The following is a 21802-nucleotide window of genomic DNA, read 5'->3' as shown; positions in this document are numbered from 1 at the left end:
CCCAGCCAGTATTTCACCACCGCAGCCTCGCGCGGGCAAGCTCAATCCACCACGTCGCCCGCCATGCCCAGCTGCGCGCCGAGCGTCCCGAACATCCGCCGCATCATCGCGATTTCGCTCGCGGTGAGATGCGGATTCCAGACGTCGACGATCAGGACGGCGCGAATCTCGTCGCTGTCGTTCCACGCCTCATGCTCGATCGTGTCGTCAAACACGAACGCCTCACCGACGCGCCACGCTCGGGTCTCGCCACCGACCCGAAAGCCGCATCGGTCGGGAACGATCAGGGGGAGATGCACGACGGACCGAATATTGCTGACCCCCGTATGCGGCGGCAGCCGCGTGCCGGGCTTGAGGACCGAGAAGAAGGCGGACGGCCCGCGGCCGGGAATGTCCGCCAGCGGCAGCGTCTCCAGCATCGCCGCGGTTTGCGGGCACCGCGTGCACACCGCATCGTCGCGCACGCCATACCGCCACAGATATCGAGCGCTCCACAGATCCGACCCGTCGAATGGGGTCCACCGGTTCGGCGGCGTGCCCGGCGTCATCGCGACATAGGGCGCGAAGCCCGGTGCCCCATCGGCAAGAAGGTTTTCCAGCTCTGCGCCGATTGCCGGCGTGGCCGCTTCGAACGCGGCCAGCCAGGGAAAATGCCGCCGCGGGAAGAATTCGTCCGCGGGCAGGAATGGAAAATGCAGCCCATGGGGTACCGGCGCATGGATCGCCCGACGACCGAGCATCGCATCGATACAGACGTCGATGCGACGTCGGTCGTCCGCGGCCGCATCCTCCCGCAACGGTGCAAGCGCCGTATCGATGGCATCGGACAGCGCACGTGTATGCTGCGCGATCCTATCAGAGGCACGGACGAGAAGCTGGCTTAACGCCGGCGACCGCTCGGGGAGCGACTGAACGATCGTGGCCACCCCACCCCAGCGAAACGCCGCCGCCGCAGTGTTACCGACGCGGTCCTGCAGTTCGGCCAGCCGGACGTTCGCCATCAGATTGCGCTGGTCGAGCGCAAGTGCGCGTTCGAGCGCGGTCTGTTCCCCCACGCTGTCGCCGAGCCCGCGATAGGCGCTCGCCAGGTTCATCCACAGCGGCGATGCGGCAGGGTCAGCCGTCGTCGCGCGCGCGAAATAGCCGACCGCCATACCATCGCCCCGCGCCAACGCGTCGAGGCCCAGCGCGTTGAGCGCAACAGGATGTTCGGGCGCAATGCCGAGCACGTCGTGAAAGACGGCGCAGGCCCGCGCACCGTCGCCGGCACGCTGCGCGGTTTCGGCGGCTTGCAACAACATCTCGAGCGACGGCCCCGGCTGCTGGCGCATCACCGGGGCGCCGTTATTGCGCACCGCTGCGTGCGGCACGTTCGACCATATCCTGTCCAGCGGCACGTCCCGCCTGCGCGATCTGGTCCCATTCTGCGCGCGTATGGCATTCGCGTCGCGTCTCGATCAGCGATCCCGACGGCGCCGATCGCTTGCAGATCCGACGCTCGGCCGGCGGCGTCGCGGCCGGTGGCGCCTCATCGCGTTGCGCCATCGTTGCGCCGGCCGCTGCCAGAGTGAACGCGGACGGCGCCGCCACGATCAGCAACACCCCGGCAAGACCCGATCGGGCCGCCGATCCATACCATGTCGTCCGCATCATCATGCCGCTCCACAACGCATCGCCGCCACGCATCATGACGGGTCCTTTCAATTTCGCAACGACATTTTGGCCGATTCGGACGTACCAAGACCGGTGGCGGTCGGGACCATGATATGCGATCCCGATGCCATGACCCGTCCGACCCGCCCGCCCGCCCCCGCTCGGGAATCCGCCACGTCCGTCGGCGCACAGATCGGCAATCCGTGCTGGCTGGCCCATCGTTACGATCCGGACCATGATGCGGTGCATTTCATCGCGGCGGACCGGGCGCAGCGTGGCGTGGCGACCTTCCTCACCGACGAGTATATGCCGTCGTCGGCCACGCCGATCGTGGTGCCACGACGCGACGCCGTCGCGGCCGCCCCGCCCGCTGCATCGGTTCATTTCATTTTCCACTCGGCCTATTGCTGTTCGACGATGCTGGCGCAGGCACTCGACATGCCGGGCTTCGCCACCGCGCTGAAAGAGCCGGTAATTCTCAACGATCTCGTCGGCTGGCGTCACCGCGGCGGTCATCCCGCGCGCGTCGGCGAGGTCCTTGATGCGACGCTGAGACTGCTTGGCCGCGCCTTCGAACCCGGCGAGGCGGTGGTGATCAAGCCGTCGAACGTCGTCAACGCCCTCGCGCCTGCGATGCTGGCGATGCGGCCACAGGCCCGCGCCGTGCTGCTCTACGCGCCGGTGCGCATCTATCTGACGTCGATCGCACGAAAGGGTATGTGGGGCCGGCTTTGGGTGCGCGAGCTTCTCGCCAAGCAGCTCGCCGATGGCATCGTCGATCTGGGCCTCACGCCCGAGGACATCTTTAGGCTGACCGATCTGCAGGCGGCAGCGGTAGGGTGGATCGCGCAGGCGGATCTGTTCGCCGGCCTGGTCGCCCGCTTTCCGGACCGCGTCAGAACGTTGCAGAGCGAAACCCTGCTCGCGAACCCCTTTGCCACGGTGACGGCCCTGGCACGATTCTATGCGCTGCCCGACGATCCGGCGACCGTGCAGGTGCTGCTCGACGGCCCTGCTTTTGCGCGCAATGCCAAGGACGGCAAGAGCTATGGCGCGGCGGACAGGGCACGCGAGCACGAGACCGGCGCGGCACTCCACGCCGACGAGATCGACAAGGTGGTCATCTGGGCAGAGGCGGTCGCACGCACCGCCGGCGTCGCGCTTGATCCCCCGGCGCCCCTGCTGGGCTAGGCGCTCGTCCCGCCACCACGCGCAGCCGATAGGTTCGCGGTCGAGCCCGGACAAAAAAAGGGGCGGTTCCGAAGAACCGCCCCAATCCAGACCGAGATGGCCTGACCCTAGAAGTGCAGGTTCGCACCGATCGCAAAGCGGCGGCCCAGTGCGTCATACGTCGACGGATAGGTGTTGCCGCTGTTGAAGCTCGTCGAACCCACCGTCGACCCGACGAGCGGCGGCTGCTTGTCGAACAGATTCTGTACCGTGACGGTCAGGTCGAAATTCTCGGCAATGCCGATCCGGGTCGACAGGTCGATATAGTCGTAGGACGGGATCCGCGTGAAATCCGCAGACTGGCCGGCGAGAGCGCCACCGGTGAGCGTACCACTAAACGCCGCCCCGTTACCGTTGACGACATCGTCCGGCTCCTGCTGGACGTTATCGATGTGACGCCACAGCACCGAAACGTCGATGTTGTCGACGAAGGTGAACGTCGCCCGAGTGTTCCAGGTGAATTCGGGCTGGATCGAGCCCGAGCCCCCAGCCGCAGCGCTGGCCGCGCCGCCGCAGTTGACCGAATAATAGCCGATGCACTCACGATTGATGAGCCCCGGTGCGGCTTGGAAGGTCGCAGAGTTCGACCAGTTGCCCTGGAACGACAGGCCCAGTTTGACACCCTGAGTCAGCGGCGTGCGATAGTTGATCGCAAGATCGATACCGTCGGTCTTGACGGTGCCAAGGTTCGAGATTGCAGCCAGCAGACCGCGCGTAGTTGCCGGATCGCCGTCGAGTCCGCCCGTGACCGGGTTTCGCGAAATCGCAAGGCAGGCCGGGCTGGTGGCGCTCGCCGCGGTGATGGTGTCGAAGCAGTTGGAGATGATATCGCCCGGCGCGAACTGCGAAATCGCGCCCTTGATCTTGATGTTGTAGTAATCGACGTTGATCGAAAGGCCGGGAATGATCTGCTGCGGCTGGATGACGAGGCCGAGCGTGTAGCTGTCCGACTTTTCCGGACGCAGGTCGAGGTTACCGCCGGACGTGATGTTCGCCTGACCCGCAGTCGGAACCGCAATGAGACCGATGGTCGAGGCCGGTGCGCCCTGCGCAAGGCAGACGGCGCGCAGATTGGCATCGTTGACCGGCGCTGCACCGGCGCAACGATCGGTCGCCAGGTTGGTCAGACCCGTATTCACCGGCGAGAACAGCTCGCTGATCGTCGGTGCACGGACGGCACGCTGGTAGCTGCCGCGAACCTTCAGGCCCGTGACAGGCTCCCAGCTGCCGCCGCCCTTGTAGGTAGTCGTGTTGTACGAGGGCGAGTTGGCCGCGAACACCTTGTAGTGCGAGTAGCGGACGCCCGCTTCGAGCGTCAGGCTCTGGAAGAACGGACGATCCTGGACGAGCGGCGCGATGAGCTCGCCAAAGCCTTCGCTGACTTCATAGCCACCGTCGATGTTCGGCGCGGCGCCACCGGCGCCACCGAGTTCGCCAGCGGTCTGTGCCAGCGTATCCGAACGCTGCGACGCACGGTACTTGCGATACTCCGCACCGGCCGCGAAACCGATCGAGTCGCTTGCGAACGGCGAGGCAAAGCCGAAATCACCGTTGAGAACCGCGCGGGCCTGCGCCAGCGAGGTACGAACGGTCGTCGTGCTCTCACCCGTGATATACGAGGTCATATCGGGGGTGATCGAACCGTCGGCACCGAAGACGTTGAGCGGAACGCAGCCGGTTCCCGCGTCGATCGCTGCACCGCCGGGCGCACCGCCAAGGCAGCTCGTGGTATTGGTTGCATAGACCGCGGACCGTACGCGCGACGTCAGGACATAGCCCTGCAGCGTCTGCGTATTCTCCGATTCACCGTAACCGCCCGAGACGTCGAGCTTGATACCCTCGGTCAGCCCGACCTTAACGCCGGCACGATAGTCGAAGATCGTCGTCTGGAAGTTCGAGATACGCGGCCCGACCTCGGTCGTCCGGCGCGACAGGTTTGTCGTGATCGTGCGGAAGTTCGGGTTTGCGGTCGTCACGCCGCCCACGGTCACGGTCGGGCTGGTCGCGGTTGCGGCGAGGTCGCACTGCGCCTGGGTGATGCTGGCGGCGGCGCAGAACTGGTTCCGCGCACCGGCCGGCAGATAGGGGTTCGACAACGGCACGACGATCGACGAGTTGAACACGCCCGACGGCGCGATGATCGTGTCGACGGTGTTCTTCGAGAACAGGCCGCGCGTGTAGATCTCGACGCTGTCCGACACTTCGTAATGGCCGGCGCCATACATGTTGAACCGCTCGAACGGCGTCTGGAAGATGTTGTACGGGTTGAAGTTGAACGGAATGACCGCAGTCGTCAGCGAACCCGTGGCCGGGTTGATCTGGCGACGACCGCCAAGCGTGAAGACCGATGGGACCGTCGTGCCCGAGCCGCTGCTCGCGCCCGAGAACGAGTCGTAATTCTGCACCGAATAGTCGCGCTCGCCCTGATAGACGGGATCCGACTGCTGGTACCCGACCGAGAAGACCGCGTTACCGCGGCCATCGTCGAAATTGGCGCCGATCGTGATGTCGCCGCGGAAATACGCGCCATCGCCACGCTCGGTGATCTGGTTCGAGACCGAGGCGTCGATGCCCGAGAAATCCGACCGCGTGATGAAGTTGACGACGCCCGACACGGCGTCCGCGCCGTAGGTGGTCGCGGCGCCGCCGGTCAGCGTGTCGACCCGCTCGACTAGTGCGAGCGGGATGTTGTTGAGATCGACGCGACCGAGCAGACCCGAGGGTGCGATGCGGTTGCCGTCGAGCAGGACGACGTTGCGGAACGAGCCGAGGCCGCGAAGATCGACATAGGACGCGCCGCCATTGCCGTTGTTGACGGCCGAACCGATGCTCGGCGTCGCACCCGGCAGCGTGCGCAGAATGTCTTCGGCGGTGTTCGACTGGCGAAGCTTGATTTCCTCCTGGCCGATGACAGTCACCGGCGATGAGGCGATCAGCGCGGGGTTCTTGATCAGCGAGCCGGTGACGACGATGTCACCCTGGCTGTTCTCCGTGCTCGGTGCGGCTTCCGACGTCGTCATGCCGACTTCGCCCTGGGCGTTGGCGCCCGGCGTGGTCGACTGAGTCGCGGTCGCGCCCCCCGCGCGGATCCCAGAATTGTCACCCTGGACCTGTGCGAAGGCTGGCGTGGCGAACGTCGTCGCCCCCATCAGCAACGTGGTCGCAAGCAAATGGGCGCGAGCAGCAGATGTCATAAATACCCCTTTGTCGCCGGTGAATGCACCGTGCATTTTCTCCGGATTTTCCGGTTCTGGTCACGATCTATCCAGCCACGCCATTGCGCTGCAACAATTATCGTCGATTCGGACCTTTTCTCATTTCGTTTGCGACATCACCGTGACATAACCGCAACATAGTGTCGTATGGCGAAACCCGAGGCCGGGTTCTGCCAAGCCAAACCTCATAAGGCGATCATATGCGAATGTTGCCGGCTATCCCTGTTGCCCTGTCAGCGCTGCTCGTCGGCGCCCTGCCGATCGCCCCGGCTGTCGCCGCGCAGGCCAGAGAAGACTCTTCGAAGACATTGGATGCGCTGGCCGCGTGCAGGGACATACCGGCCGATGCAGCCCGGCTTGCCTGCTTCGACACGACCGCCGGGCAGATCGCGCGCGCGCGCCAGGCAGGCGACCTGCTTGCGCTCGACCGCGGCAAGGTTATCGAGCGCAAACGCCAGCAATTCGGCCTTGCCGATGCCGGTCAAAGCCCCCTCGGCGGCGGTGAGGCGGATCGCGTCACACGCGTTACGGAGGTGCAGACCACGATCACCACGGCAAAGCCGGCGAGCTATGCGCGGTTCGCGCTGCAACTGGCGAACGGCATGGTCTGGGAAACGATCGAACCGCTCTCGCTGCAACCCCGGCCGGGTACCGCAATCACCATCCGGCAGGCCGGCTTTGGCGGGTTCAAGGCGTCGATCACCGGCGAGCGCGCGATTCTGGTCAAACGTCGGCGTTGAACCCCGTCGCTATCTTCGGCACCTCGTGAAAAGGTGGCGTCCTGCGGTCGTGGACGGGCTTCAGATCAAGGCCGACATGCTCGGCGCGCCCGCGGGATATCGATCAGCGTCACCGCCGGGGCGGTGTCACGGGTGAGCGGTCGGGCGGTCACCGCCGGATCGTCAAGTATCGGCGGATGAAAGGGCCCCCATTCGACCACCGCGCCGCAACCCCAGTCGCGAATCACCGCAAGCGCGGCGGCGGGCGACAAATGCGGGCCCGAATACAGCCCGTCGGCCCAGCGTTCACGATAGGCCGAGTGAACGACGATCGGTCTCGGGCCCTTGAGCTCCGCCTTTGAGCGATAGCGATCAAGCGCCAGCGCGACCGCATCGTCGCCGACGATGACGAGCGCGGGTTTATGGTTCCCGATCAGGGCGACGGCCTGGGGCCAGTGCTCGCGCTCACGGCTGGGCAGCCAGCTCGCTAGGCCGATGGCGCTCAGGCCAAGCAGAATGGTGCCGCTTGCACGGGCGACGGGGGTCGATCTTATCCGCGTCACACCGAGCGCCACGAGCACCAGCTCGGGCCCGCTGTTCCAGCTCAGCGTGCGCGGCAGGAATATCGGCACGCGCTGGCTGATCGCGAACAGCAGCACCGGTGCGCCGATCGTCACGACGGCGAGCAACCGTATCTCGGGCCGCGCCGCGCGTACCGCGCACACCGCCAGCCCCGCGAACATCGCGGCGAGCAATAGTGTGCCCGCCAGCCCCGGCCGGTCCGCATAGAACGGCAGATAGACCTGCGCCGTCATCGCGACCGCGTCACGCCATGACGGTGTGGCGATCCACGCGATATTGGTCACGGGCATCGTCATCTGGCGGACGCTGATCATCGCCCACCATCCCCAGCCGGCCAGCACCGCGACGTTCGTCGCCAGCCACCGCGCCTGTGCCCTCCGGTCGCCGTGCAGCAACCAGAGCATCGTCACTCCCGCCAACCCGGCAAACACCGCGACCGTCGTATGCGTATACAGGCCGATGAGCGTCGCAAGGCCGTAGAGGACCAGCCAACCCGGCGTCCGGCGACGCAGATAGAGGACCATCCCGGTGCAGGCGAGCAGCACCGCCAGCTGCGCGAGCGCATAGCCGCGCACCTGTTGGCTCAGATCCGTGCCCAGCGCGGAGAGCGACAGCAGCGCGGCGGCGAGCAGCCCGACCTTCGCATCCCCGACCGCTCGCCCTAGCCCATAGGCCGCGCCGATCCCCGCCGTCCCGATCCCGATCGGCAGGAGCCGCACCGCGACATCATCCTGGCCGACCAGCGCGATCCAGCCCGACAGCATCGTGTAGAACAGCGGCGGGTTCGTCTCGCGCAGCATCCAGCTGCTCCACAGCCGCGACACAGGCTGGCGGGCGAATTCGAGCGACGCCAGCTCGTCATACCACAGCGAATACTGCGCCGTGTGGATGCGGAATGCCGCAACGGCGACGAGCATCAGCGCCAGCATCAGCGGCGCGCGCAGGCGTCCCGCCGCCGCCGGGGAACCACCATGCTGATCGACCCGCTTCACCCGCATTGCCTTTCCCGATCACGCGCGCCCGCACAAGGGGCGGCCTCACCGCATCGATGATCGTCAGACGAGCTGGAACTCCCCGGATACACCCTCCGCCTGTGCGGACGGCGCGATCCACAGGTGGAAGCGGCCCGGCTCGACGGTCGGCACAAGATCCCGGCCGATGAAGAGCAGGTCGTCGCGACGCAGCGTGAACGACACGACCTGCCGCTCGCCCGGTTTTAGCGCGACACGGCGAAACGCTTTGAGTTCGCGCACTGGGCGCGTCACGCTGGCCGCCAGATCGCGGATATAGAGCTGCACGACCTCTTCGGCGGCGCGCGTGCCGCTATTGCCGATCGTCGCGCGCACCGTCAGCGCGCCATCGGTCGACAGCTGTGCAGCGCCGAGATCGAGCGCTTCGTATTCGATCGCACCATAGGTCAGGCCATGACCGAACGGGAACAGCGCGGCGTTGGCGAATTCGCGGTAGCGCGCCTTGTATTCGAGCAGCGGGCCCGGCGGGTTGGGCCGCCCGGTGTTCTTGTGATCATAATGATAGGGCTCCTGCCCCGTGGCATGCGGGAAGGAAACGGGCAGCCGCGCCGACGGCCCGGTCTTGCCGAACACGATGTCGGCGATCGCCGGCCCGTCCTGCGACCCCAGAAACCAGGTGACCAGGATCGCCGGCGCCTTGAGCACCGCGTCGCTGAGCACCAGTGCACGGCCGGTACGCAGCAGCACGACGATCGGCGTGCCGGTCGCTGCCACCGCCTCGGCCAGCGCCATCTGTGCCGCGGGGATCACGATCGACGCCCGCGACTGCGCCTCGCCCGACATGCGCTGGCTCTCGCCGATCGCGAGCAGGACGACATCGGCCGCGCGTGCGGCGGCGACGGCCGCGGCAATCCCGCCGGAAAGCGGATCGTCGATCCCGGACCCCGGCGTCACGCTGACCTGCGCCGGGTCGGCCACCGCTGCCCGGATACCGGTCGCCAGATCGACCGCTTCGGCGTCGGTGCCGTACACGTTCCACGGACCGATCAGGTCGTGCTGCCCGGCCGCGAACGGACCGATCAGCGCGATCCGCCGCCCCTGTCGTGGCAGCGGCAGCAATGCGCCGTCATTCTTCAGCAGGACGATCGACCGCGCCCCCGCATCGCGGGCCAGCGCCAGCGTCTCGCGCGTCCGGATCCGCGTCTTCTCGCGACGCGGGTCGATCCGCCGGAACGGATCGTCGAACAATCCGAGCGCGACCTTGAGCGCGAGGACGCGGCGGACCGCCTGGTCGAGCCGCGCCATCGGCACCTCGCCCGCCGCGACGAGCGCCGGCAGATGCGCCAGGTAAAACCCGCTTTGCATGCTCATGTCGACGCCGGCCATGAAGGCGAGCTTGGTCGCTTCGCGCGCATCCGTCGCAAAACCGTGCGCGATCAATTCCTCGTCGCCGGTATAGTCGGACACGACCAGCCCGCCAAAGCCCCATTCGCGGCGCAGGATCTGCGTCAGCAGCCACGCATTCGCGGTCGCCGGGACGCCCGAAATCTCGTTGAATGCCGCCATCGTCGTCGCAGCGCCGGCGTCGAAGGCCGACTGGAACGGCGGAAAATACACCTCGCGCAGCGTACGTTCCGAAACGTCCACCGTGTTGTAGTCGAGCCCGGCTTCGCCCGCGCCATAAGCCGCGAAATGCTTCGCGCAGGCCGCGACCGCGTCCGACGCCGCCAGTCCCCGCTCGCCCTGGAACCCGCGGACCCGCGCCGCCGCCATCATCCGGCCGAGCAGGACATCTTCGCCCGCCCCCTCGACACCACGCCCCCAGCGCGCGTCGCGCGCGACATCGACCATCGGCGCGAACGTCCAGTCGATCCCCGATGCCGCCGCCTCGGCCCCCGCGGCCCGGGCGGTACGCCGCGCAAGGTCGGGGTCGAAGCTTGCCGCCTCTGCCAGCGGGACCGGAAACACGGTGCGCAGCCCATGGATCACGTCGGCGGCGAACAGCAGCGGGATCTTCAATCGCGACTGGCGCATCGCGGCGGTCTGCATCCGCTGCGCCATCACCGCACCATTGCCGTTGAACACCCCGCCCAGTCGCCCGGCGCGGACATGCGCGAGCTGTTCGTCGAAACTCGACGACCCGCCCGCGGGATTGAGCGCGGTCGCCGCCCCCCCCGCCCAGGCCGCCGCCATCAGCGTCAACTGCCCGGCCTTCTCGACGACGGTCATGCGCGCAAGCACGGCTTCGACCGATGCAGGCAGGGCACGCGCCTGTGCCGTCTGCTGCAGCAGCGCGCGCGCCGGGCTTGCTGCCCAAGCGGTGACGGCGCCCGCCCCCATGATCATCGCCCGTCGTGAAATCGTCCGTTGTGCCATCGTCGCCGCCATCCGCTAACCCTTCGCCCGTGCCTGCTTCGACCGCCCGGCTTCACCGGGCTGATGATCGTTGCAAGGTTCTTGATCCCCGTTTCTGGATCATGTAACCGGTTACATCAAGAACAACATTTCCAGCCGCGAACGACGGCCGACGCCAGAGGGGATCCTGACCAGCCATGTCGCACGCCACGATCCGTGATATTGCCCGCGAGGCGGCGGTGTCGGTGGCGACCGTGTCGCGCGCGATGAACGGGCTTGCCAGCGTCCGCCCCGAATTGCGCAAGCATATCGAGGAGGTCGCATCGCGGCTTGGCTATGTCCCGCATGCCGCGGCGCGACACCTGAGCTCGGCCCGCTCGGGGATGATCGGCGTGGTGATCCCCGATCTCCACGGCGAATTCTTCTCCGAACTGCTCCGCGGCATGGACCGCGAGGCGTCGGAGCGCGGGCTGTACCTGATGCTGATGAGGATGCACGGCGACGCGGCGCGCGGTGTGGCGGCGCTGAACGCGATGCGCGGTCGGGTCGACGGGCTGCTGGTCATGGCCCCTCAGGTCGCGGCGGACGAGCTGCTTGCGCACCTGCCGCGCGACATGCCCGCGGTGCTGCTGAACTGTGCGCCGGGACAACCCGGCCGCGCCGAACTGCGTATCGACAACGCCGCCGGCGCCGCCGCGATCGTCGAGCATCTGATCGCAACCGGCCGCCGCCGGCTGGTTCATATCACCGGCCCCGAGGGGAATATCGATGCCGAGGAACGGTGTCGCGGCGCGCGCGACGCCTGTGCGCGTGCAGGCGTCACGCTGCGCATCCTGCCGGGTGACTTTAACGAACCCTCGGGCATCGCCGCCGCCGCGACCCTTCTCGACGAGGGGTGCGACGCCGACGCGATCTTTGCCGCGAACGACATGATGGCGATCGGCGCGATGATGACGCTGAAACGGGCCGGGATTGCCGTTCCGGAGCAGATTGCGATCGCCGGTTTCGACGACATCCCGCTCGCCCGGCTCATCACGCCGTCGCTGACCACCGCGAGCATCGACATCGCGGCCTTCGGTGCGCGCGGCGTCGCACGGCTGGCAGGCGCGATTGCCGGGCAGGACGATGGCCTGCCCGAGCAGCGCGTCCCGGTCGTCGTCATACGGGAATCGACCGGCCAGCCCGACCCGGCACGACCCAACGCATTTCTATCCACAATCCACAACGAGACACCCGATCAATCGGGAACAGGGGAACGACCATGACCAAGATGATGTTGCGTGCGGCAGCGCTTTCGCTGACGGCGCTGTCCGGCGGGGTGCTGTTCGCCCCCGCGCCGGCAGCCGCCCAGGTCGGCCAGGCGTCGTTACGCGGCACGATCACCGCGCCGGCGGACAATCCGGTCGTCGAGGTCACCGCGGTCGAGGTCGCGACCGGCCTGCGTCGCACGGTGCCCGCTGACGCCGCTGGCGGCTACAACTTCGCGTCGCTGCGCGCAGGCACCTATCGCCTCGAGATCAAGCAGCGCACCGGTATGCGCAATTCCGACAGCTTCACGCTGCGCGTCGGGCAGAGCGCCGGGCTCGACCTCGACCTGTCGAGCGCCGCGACGCCCCCCGCCGCCCAGCCGGCCACGCCCGGTGCCGAACCCGATCCGACGGCGGACACCGGGGCAACCCCGGCCGCAGGCGGCACGGGCGACGAGATCGTCGTCACCGGCAACCGGATCCGCTCGCTGTCGGGCGGCCAGGTCGGCAGCAACATCACGCAGCGCCTGATCGAGCAACTGCCGCAGAACAACCGCAACTTCCTTGCCTTCGCCGATCTCGCACCGGGCGTCCGCTTCATCGAGGACGCCAGCGGCGCGTCGCGCATCCAGGGCGGCGGCCAGGACAGCCGCACCGTGAACGTCTTCGTCGATGGCGTCAGCCAGAAGGATTACGTCCTCAAGAACGGCATCACCGGCCAGGATTCGTCGCCCGGCAACCCCTTCCCGCAGCTCGGCATCGGCGAGTATCAGGTGCTGTCGTCGAACTACAAGGCGGAGTTCGACCAGGTCAGCTCGGTTGCGATCACCGCGGTGACCAAGTCGGGCACGAACGAATTCCACGGCGAGGGCTTCTTCGACTACACCAACCAGAAGCTGCGCGACCGTCGCCCGAGCGAGATTTTCCCGACCACGATTCCGAAGGTGGACACGAGCAACAAGCAGTTCGGCGCGGCCCTGGGCGGCCCGATCATCAAGGACAAGGCGCACTTCTTCTTCACCTATGAAGGCAAGCGCATCACCAGCCCGTACGACGTGCGACCCGAGAACGGCTATCCGGTCGCGTCGATTCCGGAACAATATCGGGACGATTTCGGCACCTTCGCGCAGCGGTTCAAGGAAGACCTGTATTTCGGCAAGATCGATATCGTGCCGACCGACAATGATCTGATCGAGCTGTCGGGCAAATATCGCAACGAATCCGGGCTGCAGAACGCGACGGGCATCAACGCCGCGAGCACGTCGACGCTGAACAAGGTCGTCGACAAGCGCGGCCTGCTGCGCTGGCAGCATACGGGAAATACTTGGATCAACGACGCGCGCGTCTCGTATGAGGATGTGGTCTTCTCGCCGACGCCCGCGACCGACGGCATCACGCAGTTCTTCCAGGCGACGCAGCGGATCGGCAGCGGCACGCAGCGCACCGATTTGCTACGCGCCGGCGCCGGCGGCAATTTCCAGACCAAGGGGCAGAAGGGCTGGACCGTCCAGGACGATTTCACCTTCACCGGCCTCCAGGGGCACACGATCAAGGTCGGCGCCAAGGCGAAGTGGGTGAAGCTCAACACGCGCGAGCAGAACCTGACCAACCCGCAATATACCTATGACGTCAACGCGATCCCCGGCGTCGCCTTCAACGACACGCTGCCCTACCAGCTCCAGTTCGGCGCCGCCGTCGCGGCGGGCAACCCCAACGTCCGGTCGAACAATTTCCAGATCGGTTTCTACGCGCAGGATGATTGGGACGTCACCGATCACCTGACGCTCAATCTCGGCCTGCGCTGGGATTATGAGCGGACGCCGGCCTATCTCGATTATGCCACCTCGGCAGAGAATGTCGCTGCGGTGTCGCCCGCCAATTACGGCAACCTCATTGGCGCCGACTACGACATCAACGATTATATCTCGACCGGCAACAACCGGAAGGCGTTCAAGGGTGCGTGGCAGCCGCGGCTGGGCTTCACCTATCGCTTCGACGAAGCCGGACGCTTCTCGATGTTCGGGGGCTATGGTCGCTCCTATGATCGCAACCAGTTCGACTTCCTGCAGCAGGAGGTCAGCCAGGGCGCGTATCAGGTCCGCACGTTCAACTTCATTGGCAACGACTCGCTCAACCCCTGCGTACCCAGCCAGACCTGTATCGCATGGGATCCAGTCTACCTGACCGAGGCCGGACGTCAGCAGCTGGCAACCTCGGCGAGCGGCGGTGGCCGCGCGATCGTCATGATGAACAACGATCTGAAGCTGCCCTATTCGGACCAGTTCAGCCTTGGTCTGCGCGGCCGCTTCTCGCCGGTCGAACTCGAGCTGGGCTTCACGCATATCGAGAGCAATGACGGGTTTGCGTTCCTGCTCGGCAACCGCCGTCCGGACGGGAGCTTCTTCTTCAACGATCCGGCCAACCCGACCGACGTGCCGCAGTCCCCGTTCTCCTTCTCGCCGAACGGCTATGGCTCGATCATTCTCGGCACCAATGGCCTGAAGACCAATTCCGATGCGGTCTATTTCAAGCTGACCAAGACCTATTCGGCGGCCTCGCCGTGGAGCATCGACGCAACCTACACCTACACGCAGGCCGACGAGAACCGCCAATTTGGCGAAACCTATTCGCTCGATTTCGCCCAGCTCTCCGATTATCCGACCTTGCGCTCGTCGGGCGTGCCGCGTCACCGGTTCGTCATCGCGGGCAGCGTCGATACGCCGATCGGCGTGACGATCTCGACCAAGTTCCAGATCGAATCGCCGATCTACCTCAAGGCGTTCATCGACAATTCGGATCCGTTCTCGCGGACGCTGGTCGGGCGCGAAGCCGATGGCCTTGGCGATCTCTGGGGTCGCCGACAGCTCGATTTCGCGTTCACGAAATATGTCCCGCTCGGCTTCATCTCCGATCAGACCAGGATCCGCATGCGGCTCGATATCCTGAACGTGATGAACGACCGCAATTACGTCGATTTCAACAATAGCCCGCTCGATCCGAATTACGGTCGGCGGTCGACCTACAGCACGGGCGGCAACGCACCGCGCACGGTCAAATTGTCGGCGGGTTTCTCCTTCTGACCTGCCCCCGGGGGACGTGGCCCAGCCACGCCCCCGCTTTTTTTGAAGACCAGACCCGAAGGACATCATGATCGATCGCAGGCAGATGCTGGGCCACAGCACGCTCGGCCTGGCGGGACTCATGGCCGGTTGCGCCGCGCCGTTCCGCCCCAGTACGCCCCTCCCCAGCGCGGCCCTCCCCGGCCCCGAGACCATCGCTACGCCGATGCCGAGCGCGTTGCTCGCGGACCTCCATCACCGCAGCTTCCGCTATTTCTGGGACACGACTGATCCCGTCACGGGGCTTGCACCCGATCGTTGGCCGACCCCGTCCTTCGCGTCGATCGCCGCGGTCGGCTTCGCGCTCACCGCCTATCCGATCGGAGTCGAGAATGGCTGGATCACGCGCGACCAGGCGCGCGCGCGGACCCTGGCCACGCTCGAATTCTTCGCGGCCGCCCCGCAGGGCGACAGCCGCAGCGACGACAGCGGCTTCAAGGGCCTGTTCTACCATTTCCTCGGCAGGACCAAGGGTCACCGCTTCGCACGCGCCGAACTGTCGACGATCGACACGGCGCTGCTGATCGGCGGCGTGCTGTTCGCCCAGAGCTGGTTCGATACCGAACATCCGGGCGACGTCCGGATCCGTGCGCTGGCGGACCAGCTCTATGCCGCGATCGACTGGACTTGGATCACCCCGCGTGCGCCGTTCATGGCGATGGGCTGGCACCCCGAAAGCGGTTTCATCCCGCATGACTGGAACATCTACAACGAAGGCCTGCTGCTCTATATCCTCGCGCTCGGCTCGCCAACGCACGCGCTACCGGCACAGAGCTGGGATGCGTGGACGAGCCGGTTCGACGCGCAGTGGGGCGACCGCTGGGGCGGCGAGCCGCACGTCCAGTTTCCCGCACTGTTCATCCATCAGTACAGCCATTGCTGGATCGACTTCCGCGGCATTCGCGACCGCTACATGACGGCGAAGGGCATCGATTATTTCGAGAACAGCCGCCGCGCGGTCCGCGCGCAGCGCGCCTATGCGATCGCCAACCCCGAAGGCTGGGTAGGCTATGGCCCAGATGTCTGGGGGCTGACCGCGTGTGACGGCCCCGGCGATTTCGCCATCGACATCGGTGGCCGCCGCCGCGAATTCTTCAGCTATGCAGCCCGCGGCGTCGGCGACCGGGACGACGGGACGCTGGCCCCGACCGCGGCAGCGGCATCGATCGCGTTCGAACCCGAATTGTCGAGCCGTGCGATCGAGACGATGCACGCCCGCTACGGCGCCCGCATCTACGGCAAATACGGATTTCTCGATTCGTTCAACCCGACGCTGACGGCCACGTCGGTGCCGCTCAAGCATGGCAGCGTCGATCCCGCTGCGGGGTGGGTGGACGACGATTATCTTGGCATCGACCAGGGTGCGATCGTGGTCATGATGGAGAATTGGCGCACCGGCCTCGTCTGGACGACCATGCGCCGCAATCCGCATATCCGCCGCGGGTTGCAGCGCGCGGGGTTTACCGGGGGTTGGCTGACCTGATCGCCGCACCGGGCGATGACGCGATAACAGGTGCGCACGGCCGGCTCGAGCGCGATAGGATGACGCATGCATCGCCCCAGGACCACCATCCGCCAGCTCAGCTATTTCGTCGCGCTTGCCGAAAACGGCAGCTTCACGCGCGCGGCCGAACGGATGGGCGTGTCGCAGCCGTCGCTTTCGCAACAGATCCGCGCGCTCGAGACGATTCTCGGTGCGCCGCTCTTTGAGCGCGGCGGGCCTGCGATCCCGACGCCGCTCGGCCGCGAGCTTCTCGAGCGCGCGCGTCGGATCCTGTTCGACCTTGCGGACCTGGAGGAGGTGCGCGTCGCTTCGGCGGACGCGTTGGTCGGGACGATCCGGCTGGGCGTATCACCGACGCTCGGCGCCTATCTGCTACCGACCTTCGTCGCGCGTCTGCACCGTGACCATCCGACGCTGCGCATCCATGTCCGCGAAGGCCTGCCCTCCGCGCTGACCGCGGGACTCGCGGCGGGTGACCACGACCTGATCCTCGCACAGCTGCCGGTCGCCGGGCGCGGATTCCACACCGAGCGTCTGTTCCGTGAGGCGCTGTATCTGGCGATGGCGGCGGACCATCCGCTGGCGCCCAAGGCTGGGATCGAGATGGCCGATCTGCGCGGCCAGAACTTGCTGACGCTCGTCGCGGACTATCGCCTCGCGCAACAGGTCGCCGCGATCGCCGGCGAGGTCGGCGCGGTCGTGCTCAACGATTACGAGGGCACCAGTCTCGACGCGATCCGGCAGATGGCCGGGATGGGCATGGGGCTGGCCCTTCTGCCCGAACTCTATGTCCGCCAGGAAGTGCGCGACGGCGACGACGTCACCGTCCGCCCGTTCAATCACGGTCGCCAATATCGCGAGATCGGACTGCTGTGGCGCATCGGCGCAGGCCGTGCTCCCGCCTATCACCTGATCGCCGACCTGTTGCGCGCGGTTGGCCCATAGGTTTATCCTATCGATGATATAGCCGCCCCGTAGTTGTATCAATGAGGCTGTGCGGCGATTCTAATTGCGGACTCGAGCAGTTGGATGACGCAGGTGGCAGGCAAACGAATCGGATGGCGTGAAGCACGCGGCTGGCTGGGCGAGATCGTTGCACCCGATACGCCCTATCTCCGCCTCGCAATGGTGTACGGCGTCGCGATCAGCCTGTTGTCGCTCGCCACGCCGATCTCGGTGCAGCTGCTGATCAACAGCGTCGCCAACACCGCGCTGCCCGCACCGTTATGGACGCTGGCCGGGCTGTTGCTCGTGCTGCTGCTGTTCGTGGCCGGGCTCAGCGCGATGCGCTTCTGGGTCATGGCGCTGTTCGAACGGCGGTTCTTTGCGCGCGTCGTCGCCGAAATCACCGAACGCGCCGTCCATGCGCAGAACCCCTTCTTCGCCGATCAGAATCGCGGCGACCTGTTCAACCGCTATTTCGATCTCGTCGTGGTGCAGAAGGCGGTGCCGAGCCTGGTGATCGGGGCGTTCACGATCATCATCCAGTCCGCGGTCGGGCTCGTCGTGACGAGTTTCTACCACCCCTTCTTCCTCGCGTTCAACGCGCTGCTGATCCTGCTGGTGCTCGCGATCTGGACGATCTGGTCGCGCGGATCGATCCGCTCCGCGGTCGCGCTCAGTCACGCCAAGCATGAGGCCGCCCGCTGGCTGGAAAGCCTGGGCGGATCGAACGGTTTCTACAAATCGAGCCGCCATCTCGATTTCGCGATGGATCGGTCCGAAGCCGTCACTGCCACCTATGTCGACCGCCACGAACGCTATTTCCGCTACAGCTTCGCGCAGACCGTGGCCTTCCTGCTGCTCTATGCTTTTGCCAGCGCGGCGCTGCTCGCGCTCGGCGGTAATCTGATCCTGCGCGGCGAACTATCGATCGGACAGCTGGTCGCGGCCGAGCTGATCTTGAGCGGCGTGTTCTACGGCGTGTCGCAACTCGGCTGGTATCTCGACACGCTCTACGACCTGATCGCGAGCGCGGAGGAATTGTCGCTGCTATTCGCGATTCCCCAGGAACAGGCGGCCGCCACCGCGGGACAGGCGCCCGGCGATGGTGCCGTCCGGCTCGAAGCAGTCGAAGTCGAGGGTGCGCGCTTCGACTTCTCGCTGGCGGCGGGCGAACAGCTCGTCACGCTGGCGGATGGCGGGGCGGAACGGCTGCTGGCGATGGTGCTGAAGCGCCACATCGTGCCCGAGCGCGGGCTGGTCACGGTCGGGGGCGCCGACATGGCGACGTTCGACATGTATCTGTTGCGATCCGCGGTGATGGTGCTCGACCGGCCGACCATCGTCGAGGTCACGATCCGCGAATATCTGTCGCTTGCCGCGGCGGCTGGATCCGACCCGGGCGGGATGCTCGAAGTCCTAGATGCCGTGGGCCTGCGCGAGCGGGTTGCGCAATTCCCGCACGGGCTCGACACCCCGCTAGCCGCGTCGGGCTATCCGCTGGCGATCGGCGAGGTCGTCGCGCTCAAGCTTGCCAGCGCGCTGCTCGTGCGACCACGCGTGCTGATGCTCTCGCAGCTGTGCGACCTGATCCCCGCGGAGCGGCTGGCGGACGTGCTGCGCCGGCTGAAGGCGGCCGGGACGACCACCCTGCTGTGTACCGGCCGGCCCGAAGACATCGTCCTCGATGGCTGGTTCCGGCTCGAACCGCATCGCCAGCGACGCTTCGCCACCCATGCCGCGCTGATCGCCGACGCGCATACGGAGTCGAACGATGCCGTATAGTCCCGATCGCGTCGCACATTTCCCGACACTGGCGAAGATGCGGGCACCGCGCAGCGCGGTGACGGTTGCCTGGCTGCTGTTGATCGGCATCCTGGTCGCGGTCGCGATCATGGCGCTGGTCCCCTGGGTGCAGACCGCCAACGGCACCGGCCAGGTCGTCGCGCTCGATCCCGACGATCGGCAGCAGCAGGTGACGGCGTTCGTGCCGGGCCGCGTCGAACGCTGGTACGTACATGACGGGCAGCATGTCGAACGCGGCGATCCGATCGCGCGCGTCGTCGATCTCGACCCCGACCTGCTTTCGCGTCTGCGCGCCGAACGGGCGCAGGTCGAGGCGGAGATCGCCGCGGTCCAGCAAAGCCGCGCGGTCGCCGGGATCGACGTGTCGCGTACTGCGCAGCTCTTCGCCGAGGGGCTGGCCGCGCGGCGCGACTATGAGCAGACCCAGATCAAGGTCGCCGATGCAGGCGCCAAGCTGGCCGAGGCGCGCGCCAAGCTCAACCGGATCGACATCCAGCTCAACCGCCAGTCCGCCCAGATGGTCCGCGCACCCCGCGACGGTCGCGTCCAGCAGCTCAACGCCACGACTGGCGGATCGATGGTGTCGCCCGGCACGGTGCTCGCGGTGATCGCCCCCGAGCGCGTCGAGCGCGCGGTCGAACTGTTCGTCGACGGTCGCGACGTGCCGGTGCTGCGTCCCGGCCGCCCGGTCCGCCTCGAATTCGAGGGCTGGCCCGCGATCCAGTTCAGCGGCTGGCCATCGGTTGCACAGGGGATGTTCGACGGCCGCGTCCGCACGATCGATCCCAATGCCGCCCCCGACGGGCTGTTCCGCATCCTGGTCGAGCCCCAGCCCGACAAGCCTGCCTGGCCCGCGCGCGAATTCGTCCGCCCCGGCGGCAAGGTGCGCGGCTGGGTGCAGGGCGAGACGGTGCTGGTCGGCTATGAACTCTGGCGCCAGCTCAACGACTTCCCGCTCGAATTCGGCCGGCGCCCGGCGGCAGCCGCAAAAGGCGAGGCCAAGGCAATGGATGCGAAGGCGTCCGACGAGGAGGGCGGCAAGAAGTGACCCGGTTCCTCGTTGCGGTGCTAGTGCTGCTATGCCCGGTGACAGCGATCGCGCAGCCCGCCCCACTGACACTCGACGAGGTGCTGCGTGCCTCCGCGCGGTCGGCCCCGCAGATCGTCGAGGCACTCGCGCGCGTCCGCCAAGCGGAGGGGCGATCGCTGTCGGCGGACGGCGCATTCGACACGGTGTTCGACGTCGACGGCAAGTCGCGCGTCGCGGGCTATTATGACGGCACGGTGGTCGAGAGCCGCGTGACGCGGCCGCTGACGACCAATGGCGGCTATGTCTATGGCGGCTACCGCGCGTCGCGGGGCACTTTTCCGGTCTATGAGGATCAGGCCTATACCAACCGGCTGGGCGAGGCGAAGGTCGGCGCGCTGTTCGCCTTGTTGCGCGACCGCGTGGTCGACGAACGCCGGACGCGGCGCAACGTCGCCGGCGCGGACATCGACGTCGCACGGTTCGAGGCGCAGATGGTCGCGATCGGCGTCCAGCGCCGCGCGGTCGACGCCTATCAGGCCTGGGTCGCCGCGGGGTTGCGACTGCGTGCCTATCGCGACCTACTCGACCTTGCGGAGCGGCGGCGCGGCGCGATCGAGCGGCTGGTGACGCTGGGTGCACGACCCGAGATCCTGTTGACCGAAAACGACCAGAACCTCGTCCGCCGGCGCACGCTCGTCGTGCGCGCCGAACAGGATATCGCCACCGCCGCCAACTCTCTTTCGCTTTATCTGCGCGACGATGCGGGAGCACCGCTGCTCGTATCACCCGACCGGCTGCCCGCGGACACGAGCGCGCTTGCCGGCGTCGCGCCGACCGGATCGAGCGCGGCAGCGGTCACGCGGCCGGATTACCGGGCGATCCTGACCCGGATCGACCAGTCGACCGCGCGGCTGATGCTGGCGGAAAACGATCTGTCGCCCCGGCTCGACCTGCGCGGTGAAGTCGGCAAGGATGTCGGCCCGGTCGGTCTGGGCGGACCGAACCGCACGCCGCTCGAAGCGGCGGTCGGCTTCCGCTTCAGCGTCCCGCTTCAGAATCGCGCCGCCAAGGGACGCGTGGCCGAAGCCCGCGCCGAGATCGACGCACTGGCACAGCGCAGCCGCTTCCTGCGCGACCAGATCGCAATCGAGGTCGAGGGGATCGTCATCGCGGTCGGCGCGACCGAACGGCTCGCCGGGATCGCGGAGGAGGAACGCAGCCTGGCCGACCGGCTCGCGGTCGCCGAACGCCGCCGCTTCGAGCTGGGCTCGGGCGACTTCTTCCTCGTCAACCAGCGCGAGGAGACCGCGACCGATGCGCGCGTCCGCCTGATCGACGCGCAGGCCCGCATCGCCTCCGCGCGCGCCGAACTCGCCGCCGCGACGGCCGACCGTGTCGCACTGGGGCTGGACCGCTAGGCCCCGCCCCG

General features: G+C 66.9%; 14 protein-coding genes. 9 read left to right on the top strand and 5 right to left on the bottom strand.

Annotated features, from left to right (window positions below):
- Positions 1-41: 41 nt before the first annotated feature.
- Both ASE89_RS15050 and ASE89_RS15045 read right to left on the bottom strand, forming a co-directional pair.
- The gene (locus ASE89_RS15050) at positions 42-1370 is read right to left on the bottom strand and encodes an aspartyl/asparaginyl beta-hydroxylase domain-containing protein (protein WP_236701818.1); all 1329 of its coding nucleotides are present in this window, start codon (positions 1368-1370) and stop codon (positions 42-44) included.
- Complete coding sequence (locus ASE89_RS15045; RefSeq protein ID WP_056679335.1) at positions 1345-1689, bottom strand: hypothetical protein; 345 nt, start codon at positions 1687-1689, stop codon at positions 1345-1347. Before ASE89_RS15045 ends, ASE89_RS15050 begins: the two co-directional genes overlap by 26 nt.
- A 93-nt stretch (positions 1690-1782) precedes the next feature.
- Here ASE89_RS15045 and ASE89_RS15040 point away from each other — a divergent pair, with 93 nt between their 5' ends.
- The gene (locus ASE89_RS15040) at positions 1783-2844 is read left to right on the top strand and encodes a hypothetical protein (RefSeq protein ID WP_236701817.1); all 1062 of its coding nucleotides are present in this window, start codon (positions 1783-1785) and stop codon (positions 2842-2844) included.
- A gap of 107 nt (positions 2845-2951) precedes the next feature.
- On the opposite strand, the gene ASE89_RS15035 is transcribed toward ASE89_RS15040, so the two are convergent.
- Positions 2952-6077, bottom strand: coding sequence for a TonB-dependent receptor domain-containing protein (locus ASE89_RS15035; protein ID WP_056680710.1), 3126 nt, complete (start codon positions 6075-6077; stop codon positions 2952-2954).
- 221 nt (positions 6078-6298) lie between these two features.
- Between ASE89_RS15035 and ASE89_RS15030 the strand changes: the two genes are divergently transcribed.
- On the top strand, positions 6299-6838 hold the full coding sequence (locus ASE89_RS15030) for a hypothetical protein (RefSeq protein WP_156363515.1): 540 nt from the start codon (positions 6299-6301) through the stop codon (positions 6836-6838).
- A 65-nt stretch (positions 6839-6903) separates the two neighbouring features.
- On the opposite strand, the gene ASE89_RS15025 is transcribed toward ASE89_RS15030, so the two are convergent.
- A complete protein-coding gene (locus ASE89_RS15025; protein WP_168427693.1) occupies positions 6904-8391 on the bottom strand; it encodes a glycosyltransferase family 39 protein in 1488 nt (495 codons plus the stop codon).
- 63 nt (positions 8392-8454) lie between these two features.
- Positions 8455-10746 carry a beta-glucosidase BglX gene (gene bglX / locus ASE89_RS15020; protein ID WP_056680707.1) on the bottom strand — a complete coding sequence of 764 codons (2292 nt, stop codon included), beginning with the start codon at positions 10744-10746 and terminating at the stop codon, positions 8455-8457.
- Positions 10747-10922: 176 nt separating this feature from the next.
- Here bglX and ASE89_RS15015 point away from each other — a divergent pair, with 176 nt between their 5' ends.
- The 7 genes from ASE89_RS15015 to ASE89_RS14985 all read left to right on the top strand — a co-directional run bounded on the left by ASE89_RS15015 (position 10923) and on the right by ASE89_RS14985 (position 21791).
- A complete protein-coding gene (locus ASE89_RS15015; RefSeq protein WP_082451582.1) occupies positions 10923-11990 on the top strand; it encodes a LacI family DNA-binding transcriptional regulator in 1068 nt (355 codons plus the stop codon).
- Entirely contained in the window at positions 11987-15052 is a 3066-nt protein-coding gene (locus ASE89_RS15010) for a TonB-dependent receptor (protein WP_236701816.1), read from the top strand. The genes ASE89_RS15015 and ASE89_RS15010 overlap by 4 nt, the downstream gene beginning before the upstream one ends.
- Positions 15053-15119: 67 nt before the next feature.
- The gene (locus ASE89_RS15005; RefSeq protein WP_056679324.1) at positions 15120-16574 is read left to right on the top strand and encodes a glucoamylase family protein; all 1455 of its coding nucleotides are present in this window, start codon (positions 15120-15122) and stop codon (positions 16572-16574) included.
- Between the two features lie 66 nt (positions 16575-16640).
- Positions 16641-17540 (top strand): hydrogen peroxide-inducible genes activator, encoded by a 900-nt coding sequence (locus ASE89_RS15000; protein WP_056679320.1) that lies wholly within the window; start codon positions 16641-16643, stop codon positions 17538-17540.
- Between the two features lie 93 nt (positions 17541-17633).
- Positions 17634-19322 carry an ABC transporter transmembrane domain-containing protein gene (locus ASE89_RS14995; protein ID WP_056680701.1) on the top strand — a complete coding sequence of 563 codons (1689 nt, stop codon included), beginning with the start codon at positions 17634-17636 and terminating at the stop codon, positions 19320-19322.
- A complete protein-coding gene (locus ASE89_RS14990; RefSeq protein ID WP_056679316.1) occupies positions 19312-20391 on the top strand; it encodes an efflux RND transporter periplasmic adaptor subunit in 1080 nt (359 codons plus the stop codon). The genes ASE89_RS14995 and ASE89_RS14990 overlap by 11 nt, the downstream gene beginning before the upstream one ends.
- A complete protein-coding gene (locus ASE89_RS14985) occupies positions 20388-21791 on the top strand; it encodes a TolC family protein (RefSeq protein WP_056679313.1) in 1404 nt (467 codons plus the stop codon). Before ASE89_RS14990 ends, ASE89_RS14985 begins: the two co-directional genes overlap by 4 nt.
- Positions 21792-21802 lie beyond the last annotated feature (11 nt).

The sequence above is a fragment of the Sphingomonas sp. Leaf30 genome (genome assembly GCF_001422525.1).
GTDB lineage: Bacteria > Pseudomonadota > Alphaproteobacteria > Sphingomonadales > Sphingomonadaceae > Sphingomonas > Sphingomonas aerolata.
Note: the sequence above shows the minus strand (reverse complement) of the source record. Positions and strands in the feature narration are given on the sequence as shown.

Excerpts from the sequence above, each read along its gene's own strand:
- ASE89_RS15015 (WP_082451582.1), top strand. The coding sequence starts at position 10,923 with ATGTCGCACGCCACGATCCGTGATATTGCCCGCGAGGCGGCGGTGTCG.
- ASE89_RS15005 (WP_056679324.1), top strand. The coding sequence starts at position 15,120 with ATGATCGATCGCAGGCAGATGCTGGGCCACAGCACGCTCGGCCTGGCG.
- ASE89_RS15040 (WP_236701817.1), top strand. The coding sequence starts at position 1,783 with ATGACCCGTCCGACCCGCCCGCCCGCCCCCGCTCGGGAATCCGCCACG.
- ASE89_RS15000 (WP_056679320.1), top strand. The coding sequence starts at position 16,641 with ATGCATCGCCCCAGGACCACCATCCGCCAGCTCAGCTATTTCGTCGCG.
- ASE89_RS15030 (WP_156363515.1), top strand. The coding sequence starts at position 6,299 with ATGCGAATGTTGCCGGCTATCCCTGTTGCCCTGTCAGCGCTGCTCGTC.
- ASE89_RS15010 (WP_236701816.1), top strand. The coding sequence starts at position 11,987 with ATGACCAAGATGATGTTGCGTGCGGCAGCGCTTTCGCTGACGGCGCTG.
- ASE89_RS15045 (WP_056679335.1), bottom strand. The coding sequence starts at position 1,689 with ATGATGCGTGGCGGCGATGCGTTGTGGAGCGGCATGATGATGCGGACG.
- ASE89_RS15035 (WP_056680710.1), bottom strand. The coding sequence starts at position 6,077 with ATGACATCTGCTGCTCGCGCCCATTTGCTTGCGACCACGTTGCTGATG.
- bglX (WP_056680707.1), bottom strand. The coding sequence starts at position 10,746 with ATGGCACAACGGACGATTTCACGACGGGCGATGATCATGGGGGCGGGC.
- ASE89_RS14990 (WP_056679316.1), top strand. The coding sequence starts at position 19,312 with ATGCCGTATAGTCCCGATCGCGTCGCACATTTCCCGACACTGGCGAAG.